We start from the raw sequence: 14,666 nt of genomic DNA on the forward strand, positions 1-14,666 counted from the left end.
TCCATGATGACGCCGCCCTTGAGCATTTCGGCCATGCCGCGCTTCACGCGCGAGCTGCCGGTGGTCGGTGCCGGAGTTTGCTCGTTGATGGTCACTACTGGTTTCCCCTTGCATAAGTGGGAGGTGAACGGACTAGACCATCTTATCCGCATGCGAACCTACCGGGTGGTAAACGACTGCCGGGACCGCTCTTGGCGACACCCAGGGGGTGGAATCCCCGGTTCCCCTACGGGCGCCGGCGGCCCCGTTCTCCCCTACGCTGAGTGGATCGAGCGGGAATGGATCGAAGGGAGCACGCCCATGGCCGGCCGTTGGCTCCACCGGGCGATGCCGGGGGTCGCGGTCGCGCTGTCCTACCGGCGCGGCTGGCTGGGCCCGGATCTGGCCGCCGGCGCCGCCCTCTCGGCGGTGCTGGTTCCGGCCGGAATGGCCTACGCCTCGGCGGCTGGGCTGCCCCCGGCGACCGGGCTGTATGCCACGATCGTGCCGCTGCTGGCCTACGCGGTCTTCGGCCCCTCCCGCGTCCTGGTGCTCGGCCCCGATTCGTCGCTGGCCCCCATGATCGCCGCTGCCGTGCTGCCGCTGGCCCTGGGCGCCGAAGAGCGGGCCGTCGCGCTGGCCGGGCTGCTGGCGCTGCTGACCGGCGGCTTCCTGCTGCTGGGCCGGCTGGCCGGGCTGGGCTTCATCACCGGCCTGCTCTCCAAGCCCATTCGCGTGGGATACCTGAACGGGGTGGCGCTGGTGGTCCTGGTCAGCCAGTTGCCGAAGCTGCTGGGGATCGACGGGATCGAGGGGAACACCGCCGAACGCTTCGCCGGCACGGTGCGGGCGGTGGCCGAAGGGCGGACCAACCTGGCCGCGCTGGCATTGGGTGGCGGTGCGCTGCTGGTCATCGTCGCCTTCACCCTCGGGCGCTCACGGATCCCCGGACTGCTGCCGGCCGTCGCCGCCTCCATGGTCGCGACGGCGCTGCTCGGCTGGGAGGAAACCGTACCCGTCGTCGGGCCGCTGCCCTCTTCGCTGCCCGCCCCGGCGCTGGGAGGGCTGGACGTCGCGGACGTGTGGTCCCTGCTGGGTCCGGCCGCGGGCATCGCGCTGATCACCTTTGCCGACACCACCGCCCTTTCCCGCGCGCTGGCCGGCCGGTCGGGTGCGCGGGTGGACGGGGACCAGGAGATGGCCGCGCTGGGGGCGGCCGAGGTGGCCACGGGACTGCTGGGCGGGTTCCCCGTCTCGGGGAGCACGTCCCGCACCCCCGTGGCCGTGCAGTCCGGGGCCCGCACGCAACTGGCGATGGTCGTTGCCGCCGTCCTGGTGGCGGCCTTCATGCTGTTTCTGCCCGAGCTCACCCGCTATCTGGCGCAGAGCGTGCTGGCCGCCGTCGTGATGGCCGCCGCCTTCTGGATCCTGGACTTCGGCACGCTGCGCCGGCTCGCCCGCAGCAGCACGGCGGAGGCAGTCCTGCTGCTGGCGGCGATGCTGGGCGTGGCGTTCGTGGGCGTGCTGGAAGGCATCGCGGTGGCGGTCGCGCTGTCCCTGGCGGTGTTCGTGTGGCAGGCGTGGAACCCGCACCGGGCCGAACTGGTGCGCGTGGAGGGGATCCCCGGGTTCCACGACGTCTCCCGGCACCCGGAGGGGCGCCGGATCCCGGGCCTGGTGATCGCCCGCTTCGATGCCCCCTTGTTCTTCGCCAACGGAAGCGTGTTCACCGACCACGTGCGGGCCCTGGTGGATGAGGCGCCGGGGCCGGTGCGCTGGGTGGTGGTGGCCGCGGAGCCGCTGACCGGCATCGACAGCACGGCCGCGGACGACCTCGCCGCGCTGGACCAGGGCCTCGCCAAGGACGGGATCCAACTGGTGTTCGCCGAGATGAAGGGACCCGTAAAGGACCGGCTGGCGCTGCTCGAGCCCGGGGAGCGGTTCGACCCGGAACGCTTCTACCCCACCCTGCACAGCGCGGTCCGCGACTACCTGGACCGGCATCCGGAGGCCGGCGAACCCTGAGGTTGACCCGGTAAGCGCGGGGCAGCCGGGTCCCTGCGTGGCGACGAAGTCGACACGAAAGGGCCGTCCCCCGCAAAGCGCGGGGCAGCCGGGTCCCTGCGTGGCGACGAAGTCGACACGAAAGGGCCGTCCCCCGCAAAGCGCGGGGCAGCCGGGTCCCTGCGTGGCGACGAAGTCGACACGAAAGGGCCTGCCCCGCGCGCTAGCCCCCCCGGGGCTGCAGGGCCTGCCGGCGCACGCGCATGATCCGCTGCACCGCGGTCACGCCGCTGGCCAGGGCCAGCAGGGCCAAGGCGGCGAACAGCACCCATTCGTTCAGGCCCAACCCGACCAGGCCGGTAAAGGTCAGGGCCACCACCAGCCGCTCGCCGCGTTCGGCGATGCCGGTGTTGGCGTCGTAGCCCAGCGATTCGGCCTTGGCCCGGGCATAGGAGACCAGGTTGCCCAGCACCAGGCACAGCCCGGCGGCGATGCCGATGGCGGGGTTGGCTCCCCCGGTGAAGAACCAGATCATCACGCCGGCAAGGATGGCGCTGTCCGCCACCCGGTCAAGGGTGGAGTCCAGGAAGCTGCCCCACCGCGCGTCGCCGCGCCGGTCCGCTTCGGGCAGCCGCGCCATCAGGCCGTCGACGACGTCGGAGAAGATGAACAGGACGATGAACAGGGTGCCCCAGAACAGCTGGCCCATCGGGTAGAGCACCAGCGCCCCGGCCACCGCCCCCAGGGTCCCCACCACCGTGACGGTGTCCGGAGACACCCCGCGGGCCACAAGCCAGCGGGCCAGGGGGGTGAAGACCTTGGAGCAGATGCCGCGCGCGTGCCGGTTGAGCATGGGTCAGCACGCCGCCCAGGCGTCCGCGACGTCCTGGCGGACGTCGGCCAGCGTCGCCGGAATCGCCTTGGTGCGGGCGATGATCGGGAAGAAGTTCCCGTCGCCGTTCCAGCGCGGCACGATGTGCTGGTGCAGGTGGGCGGCGATGCCGGCGCCCCCCGCGGTGCCCTGGTTCATGCCGAGGTTGAACCCCGCCGCATGGGACTGCGCCCGCAGCACCCGCATCGCCTTCTGGGTGAGGGCGGCGATCTCGGCCGTCTCCTGCTCGGTGATGTCCGTGTAGTCGGGCACGTGCCGGTACGGGCACACCAGCAGGTGTCCGGGGTTGTACGGGAAGAGGTTGAGCACCACGAAGGCCGTCTCGCCGCGGTGCACGATCAGCGCCTCCTCGTCGCTGCGCGTGGGGCCGACGCAGAAGGGGCAGTCGTCGGCGCCGGTGACCTGGCCCTGCCCGCCCTTGACGTAGGCCATGCGGTAGGGGGTCCACAGGCGCTGGTAGGCGTCCGGCACGCCGGCGAGCCCGAAGTCGTCGGTCGCCTCGGCGTCGCCGGGGTACGCCCCGGCGCCCATGAACCCGCCCACCCTAGGCTTCCCGGTTCCGCACGGCGGAGACGATGCGCGCCACGGCCTCGTCCACGGGGATGCCGTTGTCCTGGCTGCCGTCGCGGTAGCGGAAGGACACGGCGCCGGCCTCGGCGTCGTCCCCGCCGGCGATGAGCACGAACGGCACCTTTTCCTTGGACGCGTTGCGGATCTTCTTCGGGAACCGGTCGGAGCCCAGGTCCGCCTCGGCCCGGATGCCCTCGGCGCGCAGGCGGTCCACGATCTGCTGCATGTAGTCGTTGAAGGCCTCGGCGACCGGGACGGCGAGCACCTGCACCGGCGCCAGCCAGGCCGGGAACGCGCCGGCGTAGTGCTCGATCAGCACGCCCATGAAGCGTTCCACGGACCCGAAGAGGGCGCGGTGGATCATGACCGGACGCTGGCGGGTGCCGTCGGAGGCCTGGTACTCGAGCTCGAAGCGCTCGGGCAGGTTGAAGTCCAGCTGGATGGTGGACATCTGCCAGGTGCGGCCGATCGCGTCGCGGGCCTGCACGGAGATCTTCGGGCCGTAGAAGGCCGCTCCGCCCGGATCCGGCACCAGCTCCAGGCCGGAAGCCTCCGCGACCTCGGCGAGGGTACGGGTGGCTTCCTCCCAGACCTCGTCGGAACCGACGAACTTCTCCGGGTCCTTGGTGGAGAGCTCCAGGTAGAAGTCGTCCAGCCCGTAGTCCTTGAGCAGGTCGAGCACGAAGGTCAGCGTGGTGGTCAGCTCGTCCTTCATCTGCTCGCGGGTGCAGTAGATGTGGGCGTCGTCCTGGGTCATGCCGCGCACGCGGGTCAGGCCGTGCACCACGCCGGACTTCTCGTAGCGGTACACCTGGCCGAATTCGAACAGGCGCAGCGGCAGCTCGCGGTAGGAGCGTCCGCGCCCGCGGAAGATCAGGTTGTGCATCGGGCAGTTCATCGGCTTCAGGTAGTAGTCCTGGCCGGGCTTGGTGATCTCGCCGGTTGCCGGGTCGCGGGTCTCGTCCACGTGCATGGCCGGGAACATGCCGTCCCGGTACCAGTCCAGGTGGCCCGAGACCTCGTACAGGTGGCCCTTGGTGATGTGCGGGGTGTAGACGAACTCGTAGCCGGCCTCCTCGTGGCGCTTGCGCGAGTAGTCCTCCATCGTCTTGCGGATGATGCCGCCCTTGGGGTGGAACACCGGCAGGCCGGAACCCAGTTCGTCCGGGAAGGAGAACAGGTCCATCTCGGCGCCCAGCTTGCGGTGGTCGCGGCGCTCGGCCTCGGCGATGCGCTCCTGGTAGGCCTTCAGGTCTTCCTTCGTCGGCCAGGCGGTGCCGTAGATGCGCTGCAGCTGCTTGTTCTTCTCGCTGCCGAGCCAGTAGGCGGCGGCGGAGCGGGTCAGCGCGAACGCGTTGGAGATCAGCTTGGTGTTCGGCAGGTGCGGGCCGCGGCACAGGTCGCACCAGATGACGTCGCCGCTCTTGCGGTCGATGTTGTCGTAGATGGCGATCTCGCCGGCGCCGACCTCGACGGAGACGCCTTCGCCGGCGGTGTCCGCCTCGTTGGACTTGCCCAGCAGCTCGAGCTTGTAGGGCTCGTTGGCCATGGCCTCGCGGGCCTCCTCGTCCGTGACGACGCGGCGGGCGAACTTCTGGTTCTGGTTGACGATCTTGAGCATCATCTTCTCGAGGGTCTTGAGGTCCTCGGGGGTGAAGGGCTCGGCGACGTCGAAGTCGAAGTAGAAGCCGTCGGTGATGTAGGGGCCGATGCCCAGCTTCGCGTCCGGACGCAGCTGCTGGACCGCCTGGGCCATGACGTGCGCGGTGGAGTGGCGCAGGACGTTCAGCCCGTCCGGGGAGCCAATCGTGACGGCTTCGACGGCGGTGCCCGCCTCGAGCCCACGGTCAAGGTCGCGCAGCACTCCGTCCACGCGCATCACCACAACGTCGCGGTTGTCGAAGAACAGCTCGGCACCGGTGGTGCCGGCAGCCACCTCCCGCTGTTCCCCGTCGACGGTAAGGGTGATCTGATCTGACACTTCGGTCTCCTCGTTATCGCTCGGCGGCCCATGACTTGTGGCGTACGGTGACCACAGCCAGCCACCGATCAGCTTAACGGACCCGCGGGCCGGCCAACCAATCGGCGCGCAGGCCACACCGCCCCGTTTGGCCGAGCCCGCCCCTGGCGCTTTCCCCGCCCAGCGAATTGGAACATACTTTCGATTTTGGGCAGGATCGGCGAAATGCCGAGCCGCTACGGGCGCAGGTTCAGCGCGGCGGAGGTCTGGCCGAGCACCTCGGTGACGGCGTCCCCGTCCCAGCGGTCCCGGGCCAGCCCCGGGATGGCCGCGTGCATCCGTTGGCGCCAGCGCTGCTCCCATTCGGAGGGAAAGGCCTGCTGGAGCAGGTCCACCATGATGGGGACCGCCGTCGAGGCTCCCGGGGAGGCTCCCAGGAGTCCGGCCATGCTCCCGTCCGCCGTCACGGTGAGCTTGGTTCCCCACAGCTGCATCTTTCCCACCCGGCGCCGGTCGGGGACCACCAGTTGGGCCCGCTGCCCGGCATGGATGACCTCCCAGTCCTTCCGGGACGCTCCGGGGTACAGGCGCCGCAGCTGCGCAAGCTTGTCCTGGTCGCCGGCAAGGAGCTGCTTGACCAGGAAGCGGACCAGCCCCAGGTTCTGCGCCAGGCCCGCGGCCAGGACAGGCAGGTTGTTCCACCGCAGCGTCCCGAAGAGGTCGGTCCGGCGCCCGTGCTTGAGCAGCCTGGTGCTGAACGTCGCGTACGGGCCGAACATCAGGTGCTCCTGCCCGCCCACGGCGCGCCGGTCCAGGTGCGGGACGGAGATGGCCGGGGCACCGTCCTGGGCCTGCCCGTACATCTTGGCGTCGTGGAGCCGGACCACCTCCGGCGTCGAGCAGCGCAGGAACGCCGCTCCGACCGGCAGCACGCCGTACCCGCGCACCTCGGGGACGCGGGCCTTCTGGAGCAGGCGAAGGGAGGAGCCGCCGGCGCCGACGAAGACGAAGCGGGCCCGCAGCGAAAAGCGCCGGGAGGTGCCGGCGTCGACGCCGCCGACCTCCCACCTTCCGCCCCCGTCCCGCCCCAGGCTCCGCACCTCGTGCCGCAGGCGGACGGCGCCGCCGCTCCCTTCGAGGATCCGCAGCAGGCTCCGGCCCAGCTCACCGAAATCGACGTCGGTCCCCTCCGGGTGGCGCGAGGCGGCAACGGCTTCCGTCCCGGGGCGGCCGGCCATGGCCAAGGGGGCCCACCGCGAGATGGTCGAAGGGCTGTCGCTGAATTCGATCCCCTCGAACATGGGGTCCTGGCGCAGCACCTCGCAGCGCCTGCGCAGGTACTCGACGTCGCGCCGGCCGAAAACGATGCTCATGTGCGGGGTGGTGCGGATGAACCGTCCGGGGTCCAGGAGCCCGTCCGCCGCGAGGTGGGACCACCACTGCCGGCTCAGCAGGAACTGGCGCGAGACCTCCGCGGCCTTCGCGGGATCCTCCGGGTCCGGCATGTAGTTGAGTTCGCAGTACCCGGCGCGCCCGGTGCCCGCGTTGTTCCACGGGCTGCTGCTTTCGGCCGCCACCTGTTCGCCGCGCTCGAGCAGGACGATGCGCCATTGCGGCTCCAGCCGGGCGAGCATCGCGCCGAGGGTCGCCGACATGATCCCTCCGCCAATCAGGACGACGTCCGCGTTCTCCGGGGTTGATATGTCCGGTGTCGACGTGCTGGTCTGCGGCATGGCCTGGGCCCTTTCCTCGCGCTGGCGTTTCCCCGAGTCTGGCCTGCCGACAATCAATCCGTCCAATGCGTTTTCAGGGGATTATCATGCACATATGGATGATTTGCTGGTCCGGCTGGCGCCGCAGTTGCGCGCCCTTGATGCCCTTGCGGCCCACGACGGCCACATGACGCGCGCCGCGGAGGCCCTGGGGATCCCGCAGTCCTCGATGAGTCGAAGGATCCAGGCCCTCGAGGAGGAGCTTCGCATTCCCCTGCTCGTGCACACGGGGCGGACGGTGGAGCTCACCCCCCTGGCCGTGTCCCTTTCCCGCCAACTGCGCGGCCCCCTCCACGAGCTGCTTCACGTCCTGGACGCGGCGGCCTCCGCCGCCGACCCGGCGCGGGGCACGGTCCGGTTCGGGATCCCCCTCACGATGGGGACCGGCCCGCTGCCGGACATCATCGCGGAGTTCCACCGCCAGAACCCGCTGGTGTCGCTGCACCTCAAGCAGGCGCACGGCCAGCAGCTGGCGCGCGACGTGGCGGCCGGCTCCCTGGACGTGGCGGTGCTCCTTCCACCGCCGGCGGGAGTGGAGCACACCATCATCGGACGCCAGGAGATCCGGGCCGTCCTGCCGCCGTCGCACCGGCTCGCGTCCCGGAAGCGGCTGCGCGTCTCCGAACTGCGTGGCGAAACCTTCGTCGCCAATCCCCCCGAATACACGCTCCGCGGCCTCGTGGCCGGCCTGTGCCGGGAGGCGGGCTTCGAGCCCTCGATCGCGATCGAGGTGACGGAGTTTTCGCTGATCCGCCGGCTCGTCCAGATCGGGCTGGGAGTCGCCCTCCTGCCCGCCGAGGATGCCCCCCGGGCCGCCGCGGCCGAGGTCCCCCTCACGCCTCCCGTTTTTCGCGAGGTGGCCCTGGCGTGGGGACCCACGGCGCGGACACCGCCGGTCCAGCGTCTCCTCGCCTTCGTGCGCGACGCGTTCCCGGAAGAGGCGTAGGCCGTCCTCCCGCCCCCGAACCTGGGGGAACCGGCCTCACGCGATTCGCGGGACATGCCCTAGGGGCACTGCGTTTCCGGGGACGGCGAGCGCGGTGGGCGGTTGCCGGGGTGTTGGTGGTTTTGGCCCGGTGCGGGCGTGGGCAGGGAGTCCGTGTCCTGCAGGTTCCAGGCCTGGAGTGCCTGGAGGCTGATGCCGCGGGGGCCGGTGCGTCGTGTGGTGCCGCGGATGAGGAGCATGCGGGTTCCGAAGAGCAGGGGTCCGGCCGTTTCCTGGGCTTCGTGGAAGAAGACGCAGTCGACGCAGCCGGTGCCGTCGTCGAGGCTGATGAACACCACGCGGCGTCCGCCGCGCATGGGTGGGGTTTGGGTGGCGACGCGGATTCCGGCGACCAGGACTTCGGTGCCGTTGCGCAGTCCGAGCAGGTGCGCGGCGGGGGTTGTGCCGAGGTGGCGCAGCAGGGGGGCGTGGCTGTCCATGAGGTGGGCGGTGGCGTCCACGGCCATCAGGTCCAGTTCGGTGCGCACGATCTCCCCGGGGGTTGGTGCCGGTTCGGTGGCGCGGATGGTGGTGAGTTCCAGGTCGCCGATTCCGGCGTCGTGGAACGGGAGGGGCAGCTGTCCGGGCATGGGCCGGTATTTGGCCGGGAGGGTACGCGGCGGCAGGGCGGTGAGGTGTTTGAGCAGGTCCGCCCTGTTGGGGGGCAGGCGGGTGGGGCCGTCGTCACCTGTCCCGTGGGTTCGCGCTGTTGCGGCGTGTTGGAGTTCGTCGAAGGTGCCGAGGGCGGCGAGGTGGCGCAGGGAGGTGCGGGTCAGGCCGGAGCGGTCGCGGACGTCGGGCAGGGAGTCGTAGGGCTGGCCGGCGATGGTGCGGCGGATCTCGGTGGCGGAGAGACCGGAGACTCCGGCCAGGCCGAGGCGGATTCCGAGCCGGGGGGTCGGGGTCCCTGCCGGGGCGCCTGGGGTTTCTTCCCCTGGGGCGTTCCCGTCCCCGGCGTCCCCCGTGTCCGTGTCCCCCACGCCTGTGTCTCCCGCACCCGTGGGGGCCATCCGTTCGAGGCGGTAGTCGGCGCGGGAGCGGTTGATGTCCAGCGGGAGGATGGGGATGCCCATGCGGCGGGCTTCGGCGACGAGCAGGCGTTTGGGGTACATGCCGGGGTCGTGTTCCCACAGTCCGGCGAGGAAGGCTTCCGGGTGGTGGGCCTTGAGCCAGGCGCTCTGGTAGGTGGGGACGGCGAAGGCTGCGCCGTGGGCCTTGCAGAAGCCGAAGCTGCCGAAGGCCTGCAGGGTTTCCCATACCTGGTCGATGACGGAGGCCGGGTAGCGGCGTTCGTGTGCCCGGGTGCGGAACATCTCCTCCACGCGGGGTTCGGCGGAGGGGTTGCCGAGCAGGCGCCGGTAGGCGTCGGCCTTGTCCAGTCCGCAGCCGGTCATGACGTGGAAGGTGCGCAGGACCTGTTCGTGGAAGACGGTCACCCCGTGGGTTTCGGCGAGCGCGGGGCGCAGGTCCGGGTGGGGGTAGGTTTCGGGGGCGAAGCCGTGGCGGTGTTCGAGGTAGGGCTTGACCATGTTGGATTTCATGGGGCCGGGGCGGAAGAGGGAGATGTCGATGATCAGGTCGTTGAAGGTACGGGGGGCGAGTTTGCCGATGAGTTCGCGTTGTCCCGGGGATTCGATCTGGAAGCAGCCGAGGGTGTGGGTGCTGCGGATGAGTTCGAAGGTGGGTTCGTCGTCGAGGGGGATCTGTTCGAGGTCGATGGTTCCGTCGGGGGCCAGGTAGGGCGGCAGGGTGCCGTTGGCGGGGAGGCGGTGGTGTCCGGCGGAGGCGACGGCGTGTCCGTCCCCGTGGATGCGGGCGACTTCGGCGAGCGCGTGGGAGATGGCCGATTGCATGCGGACGCCGAGGACGTCAAGTTTGATCAGGCCCATGGGGTCCATGTCGTGTTTGTCGTACTGGCTCATGGGCAGGCCGAGGCCGCTGGGTTGGACGGGGGTGCGGTCCAGGAGGGTTTGGTCGCCGAGGATGACGCCGCAGGGGTGCATGGAGATGTGGCGCGGGAGGCGGTCGAGACGTTCGGTGAGGTCCACGAGCAGGTCGAGTTGGCGGGCGGTTCCCTGCTGTCGGGTGGGCGTGGGTGCGGTTCCGGCCAGGCGTTGGGCCAGGAGGCGGAGTTCGGGTTTTTCGGCGAGCGCGTCGCGGAAGCTGCTGGCGGGGAAGCGCCAGAGCTGTTTGGCGATGGCGTCGATGTCTTCCCCGTCCATGCCCAGGGCCGCTCCGGCGTCGCGGACGGCTCCGCGGGCGCGGTATCCGTTTTGCATGCTCATGAGGGTGGTGCGGTCGGGGCCGAAGCGTTCGAAGATCTTCCGGTACACCCGGTGGCGTTGGGCGCTTTCGACGTCGATGTCGATGTCCGGCAGGGTGGTCCGTTCCCGGGAGAGGAAGCGTTCGAAGAGCAGGTCGTGGGCCAGGGGGTTGACGTGGCTGATGCCGAGCAGGTGGTTGACCAGGGAGGAGGCGCCGGAGCCGCGGGCTGCGTTGCGGACCCCCATGGCGGTGATCATGGTGCTGACTTCGGCGACGGTGAGGAAGTAGGAGGCGAAGCCGAGGTCGGCGATGGTGTCCAGTTCCAGGGCGAGCCGGTCGCGCAGGGTGCGGTCGCGGGCCTGGTGCGGGAGCAGGCGGGTGATGCCGGCTTCGCAGCGGGCGGCGAGTTCGGTGTTCGGTTCCCCGGTGATGCCGATGACGTGGGCCTCGGGGGTTTTGGGGGCGCCCCATCCGGTGTCGGCTGCCGGGTCCAGGCGCGCCCAGTCGGCGAGCGCTGCGGTGGTGCGCAGCAGGGTGGTGGCCAGGCGGGGGTTGGCCGCGTCGCGGGCGATTTCGCGGGCGAGCGCTTCCATCTCTGCGGCGCTCTTGAGCCAGCCCTGCCCGTTGGGTTGCAGGTCGGCGAGGGTTTCGAGGGAGGTGAGGGAGCGGGCGGCGTCGAGCACGTCGGCGGTGGCGGCGCCGTCGGGGTCGGCGTAGCGGACCGCGTTGGTGAGGATCGCGGGCACGTGCAGGGATTCGGCGGTGCTCAGCATCCTCAGGGCGTGGGCGGTGCTTAGGCGTTCCCCGGGGCGGCTGAGGTGGGTGGTGAGTTCCACGCGCAGCGCGGCGGGGCCGAGCAGTTCCAGCCAGCGGGCCAGGGCGGCGCGGGCGCGGGCGTAGTCGCGGCGGGCGGCGGCCAGTCCGACGTCGGAGGCCGGGCCGAGCAGCACCGTCAGCACCGGGGCGGGGAACCCGGCCGGGGCGCCATCCAGGACGTGGGCGGCCAGTTGTGTGCGGGTGACGCCGGGGCGTCTGGGGTGTCGGGGAGCGGGGGCGCCCCCGGTGCCGGCGTGGGCCGCGGAGACCAGTCGACACAGGGCGCGGTAGCCGGCGCCGTCGCAGTGCCCCTTGGCCAGGACCAGCACCCGACCCTCGGTCCGTGCCCGCACGGATGCGGCGCCGGGAATCCCGGCGGGGCCGAGGATCGCCAGGTCGACGCCGAGGATGGGGTCGATCCCGTGGGTCCGGCAGGCCTTGAGGTGCTTGACCGCGCCGTAGAGCCCGTCGCGGTCGGTGATGGCCAGGGCGTCCGCGCCGTCGGCGGCCGCCCGGCGGACCAGTTCCTTGGGCCAGGACACCCCGTAGTGGGCACTGAAGGCGGAGGCGACGTTCAGGTGGGTGAAGCTCACGCGCCCTCCCGGAGGGCGTCGTGGAGGCGGATCACCCTCCAGCGTCCCGAGCCGGCGTGGCGGGACAGGTCGAAGGTGCGCAGCGGCCCCTTCCCGGCGAGGCGGACCTGGACGCGCCAGATCTCGTGGTCCACGAGCCCGGGCCCGTGCCCGCGCGGGGCCCGGGGCTCCTCGGCCCACCATTTGCGGCGTTCGTACCAGCGCACCGGTTCGGCGGCGAGCGTGTATTCGCGGCCCTGCCAGCGCAGCCGCAGCGGCTGCCCCGCCGGGGTGCAGTCGACCTCGACGGATTGGGTGAAAAGCCCCACCCGGGCACCTCCCTCTGGACCCGCGCGAGCCGTGAGTCGCCCGCGCGGGCCCCGATGGATCATCGGAAGCGGTGCTCCCCGGGAAGCGGGAGGGGCACAACCCCATCCTATTCGAAGATTCGTTCTACAGAAAGCAAAATTAGAACATGTGTACGACACTTTGCCGCTTCCCGTGCTTTCCGGCGCGCCCCGCCCTAGGCTCGGGACATGAATACGGGAAGAAATTCGAACACATCTCCGAATATCACGGCGGTCACCTTGGGCGTGGCGGACGTGGAGGCCTCCCGCTCCTTCTATGTGGAGGGCCTGGGCTTCCGGCAGCTGGCCCGCCTGCCCGGGGAGATCGCCTTCGTCCAGGCCGGGCACGGGCTGGTGCTGGCGCTGTGGAACCTGGAGAGCATGCCCGGCGAGTACGGCGACGTCGGCCGCGGCCCGCAGGCCCCGCCCGTCTCGCTCGGCCACAACACGGCGAGCCCGGAGGAGGTCGCCGAGCTCTACCGGCGGGCGCTGGAGGCCGGGGCGACGACGGTCTCCGAGCCGGAGGCCAGGCCGTGGGGCGGCACCAGCGCCTGCGTGGCGGATCCGGACGGGTTCCGCTGGGACTTCGTGCACAACCCGGGCCTGGCGATCGACGCCGACGGAACGGTCACCTTCACCCTCTGAGGCGAGGGGGCCGGCATGGGATGATCTGGCCCATGGCGTCGATCGGAGTCCGGAGCGTCCCCTGGGCGGATATGCTCCGCAGGAACGAAGGGGGTCCATGGGTCATCCGCAAGGTCGAATCCCGGGTGGAGTTCGTCGTTGACGACAAGACGGTGACCGATCTCGGCCAGATCGATGCCCAGCCTGAACACGTGACCGTCTTCGACATCACGGACGCCAAGCATGCATCCGACGTCCTGATGGGCCGGTCCCGTCTGGATGAAGAGGACTTCCCACCGGTTGGCCGGCTCCCTCTGCTCGTTTGCCCGTGCGGCAACCCCGGCGAAGATCGAGGGCCAGGTATCGATCGTGACCCGCGTCCGCGACCATGGCTACGGCATCCTGCGGTGGCTCGAGACCCGCCTGCGGGGAGAACTAGCCTGCCAACTGGACTGGCTGGAAGTCGAAGTCGTCAGGCCCACCGCGGAGGCGAGAGGAACGGAGTTCACCCAACTGCTCTCTTCGCTGTCCCTGCTCCGGAACGTCCTGGCGGGCGCGACGAAGCGCAGGACCTTCACACCCACGCGCGAACAGATCGACCGTGCCACCTCGGCGGCCAGGGGATCCTTCGGGCCACCCGCCGTCGGGCCTTTAGAAGAGCCCGGGCAGCGGTTCGGTGAGTTCGGGCCCGTTGTTGCGCACGTTGCCAACGGCGGTGTCCACCTCGCGCAGTTCCCAGCCCGACGCCGGCCCGTAGGCCCCGGCGCGGACCAGCTCCACGAGCGCGGCGGCGTCCTTGTTCTCCGGGTCCAGCCAGTCGGCCATGGTCGCCTTGTCCATCGGGATCGGCAGCCGGTCGTGCAGCTGCCCCAGTTCGGCCAGCGCGGGGTCCGCGGAGTCGACCGGCGGGGCCGGGGCTGTGAGCACGGAGGTGGAGAGCAGCCACTGGCCCGGTTCCCCGTCCGCCTTGGACGGGTCCTTCCACCATTCGTAGAGTCCGGCAAAGAAGATCAGCGACCCGTCGCCGGGGTGGATGTAGAAGGGGCGCTTGGAGGAGCCCTCCTTTTTCCACTCGTAGTACCCCTCGGCGGGGACGGCGCAGCGGCGTGCCTTGACCGCTGCGCGGAAGGTGGGCTTCTCCAGCACGGTTTCGCTGCGGGCGTTGAAGGCACGCACGCCCACGGCGGCGTCCTTGGCCCACGGGGGCACCAGACCCCAGCGGGCCACGTGGACCTGGCGCACTTGCCGGCCCTCCACCAGGCGTTCGAGCACGATCGGCACGTCGGAGGTGGGCGCAACGTTCCACGACCGGCGCAGTTCCAGGGCATCGTCGGCCTCCGCCTCGGCCTCGGCGACCAGGTCGCCGACGGCGCGGGCCATGACGTATCGTCCGCACATGGAATAAGAGTCCCACATTCGGCGTTGCCATCAATCATGACCACTCTTGCGAATCTCCAGGATTTCATTCCCTCCGACGGAAACGTCACCATGTTCACCACCAACTGGTGCGGCTACTGCCGCAACCTCAAGAAGCGCCTGGACGCCGAGGGCATTGGCTACCAGGAAGTGAACATCGAGGAGGTGCCTGGCACGGCGGCGATCGTGGAGTCCTTCAACGGGGGAAACCAGACCGTCCCGACGCTGATCTTCCCGGACGGTTCGGCCGCCACGAACCCGCGGATCGACGAGGTCCGTTCCCGTCTCTAGCGCCCTGTGGTTGGATGGAGTGGTGCGGTGGCCGTGCGGCCGCCGCACCATCCTTTTTTCTGCACGGAGTGAGGCCGCCTTCGCGGCCGGGAGGAATAGCACACCCATGGCACACAAGGTGAAGGCCGTCGTCGTCAAGGCCAAGGACGCCCCCGTCGAGATCGCCACGATCA

General features: G+C 70.5%; 11 protein-coding genes. 4 read left to right on the plus strand and 7 right to left on the minus strand.

From position 1 onward, the window contains the following. The first annotated feature begins 300 nt into the window (after positions 1-300). Positions 301-2,004, plus strand: coding sequence for a SulP family inorganic anion transporter (locus ABD912_RS20410; RefSeq protein ID WP_345153810.1), 1,704 nt, complete (start codon positions 301-303; stop codon positions 2,002-2,004). A 202-nt stretch (positions 2,005-2,206) separates the two neighbouring features. Here ABD912_RS20410 and pgsA read toward each other — a convergent pair whose 3' ends face one another. From pgsA to ABD912_RS20430, 4 genes are all read right to left on the minus strand, one after another. Beyond that, positions 2,207-2,836, minus strand: coding sequence for a phosphatidylinositol phosphate synthase (pgsA, locus tag ABD912_RS20415; RefSeq protein WP_345153813.1), 630 nt, complete (start codon positions 2,834-2,836; stop codon positions 2,207-2,209). A 3-nt stretch (positions 2,837-2,839) separates the two neighbouring features. Continuing rightward, positions 2,840-3,406, minus strand: coding sequence for an HIT family protein (locus tag ABD912_RS20420; protein ID WP_345153815.1), 567 nt, complete (start codon positions 3,404-3,406; stop codon positions 2,840-2,842). Positions 3,407-3,419: 13 nt separating this feature from the next. Further along, positions 3,420-5,426, minus strand: a complete 2,007-nt coding sequence (thrS, locus tag ABD912_RS20425) for a threonine--tRNA ligase (protein WP_345153818.1) — start codon at positions 5,424-5,426, stop codon at positions 3,420-3,422. A 215-nt stretch (positions 5,427-5,641) separates the two neighbouring features. Then, positions 5,642-7,138 (minus strand): malate:quinone oxidoreductase, encoded by a 1,497-nt coding sequence (locus tag ABD912_RS20430; protein ID WP_345153820.1) that lies wholly within the window; start codon positions 7,136-7,138, stop codon positions 5,642-5,644. A 94-nt stretch (positions 7,139-7,232) separates the two neighbouring features. On the opposite strand from ABD912_RS20430, the gene ABD912_RS20435 reads away from it, so the two are divergent. After that, entirely contained in the window at positions 7,233-8,123 is an 891-nt protein-coding gene (locus ABD912_RS20435; protein WP_345153822.1) for a LysR family transcriptional regulator, read from the plus strand. A gap of 59 nt (positions 8,124-8,182) precedes the next feature. Here the strand turns inward: ABD912_RS20435 and ABD912_RS20440 are convergent, their stop codons facing one another. Next, positions 8,183-11,836, minus strand: coding sequence for a DNA polymerase III subunit alpha (locus ABD912_RS20440; protein WP_345153824.1), 3,654 nt, complete (start codon positions 11,834-11,836; stop codon positions 8,183-8,185). Further along, positions 11,833-12,144: a DUF6504 family protein gene (locus ABD912_RS20445; protein ID WP_345153825.1), complete on the minus strand. Its 312-nt coding sequence runs from the start codon at positions 12,142-12,144 to the stop codon at positions 11,833-11,835. Before ABD912_RS20445 ends, ABD912_RS20440 begins: the two co-directional genes overlap by 4 nt. Positions 12,145-12,351: 207 nt before the next feature. On the opposite strand from ABD912_RS20445, the gene ABD912_RS20450 reads away from it, so the two are divergent. Further along, positions 12,352-12,807: a VOC family protein gene (locus ABD912_RS20450; RefSeq protein ID WP_345153827.1), complete on the plus strand. Its 456-nt coding sequence runs from the start codon at positions 12,352-12,354 to the stop codon at positions 12,805-12,807. 630 nt (positions 12,808-13,437) lie between these two features. Here the strand turns inward: ABD912_RS20450 and ABD912_RS20455 are convergent. Next, positions 13,438-14,184 carry an SOS response-associated peptidase gene (locus tag ABD912_RS20455; RefSeq protein ID WP_345153828.1) on the minus strand — a complete coding sequence of 249 codons (747 nt, stop codon included), beginning with the start codon at positions 14,182-14,184 and terminating at the stop codon, positions 13,438-13,440. 36 nt (positions 14,185-14,220) lie between these two features. Here ABD912_RS20455 and ABD912_RS20460 point away from each other — a divergent pair, with 36 nt between their 5' ends. Beyond that, complete coding sequence (locus ABD912_RS20460; protein WP_345153829.1) at positions 14,221-14,493, plus strand: glutaredoxin domain-containing protein; 273 nt, start codon at positions 14,221-14,223, stop codon at positions 14,491-14,493. Positions 14,494-14,666 lie beyond the last annotated feature (173 nt).

This window comes from Arthrobacter ginkgonis, from assembly GCF_039540195.1.
GTDB lineage: Bacteria > Actinomycetota > Actinomycetes > Actinomycetales > Micrococcaceae > Zafaria > Zafaria ginkgonis.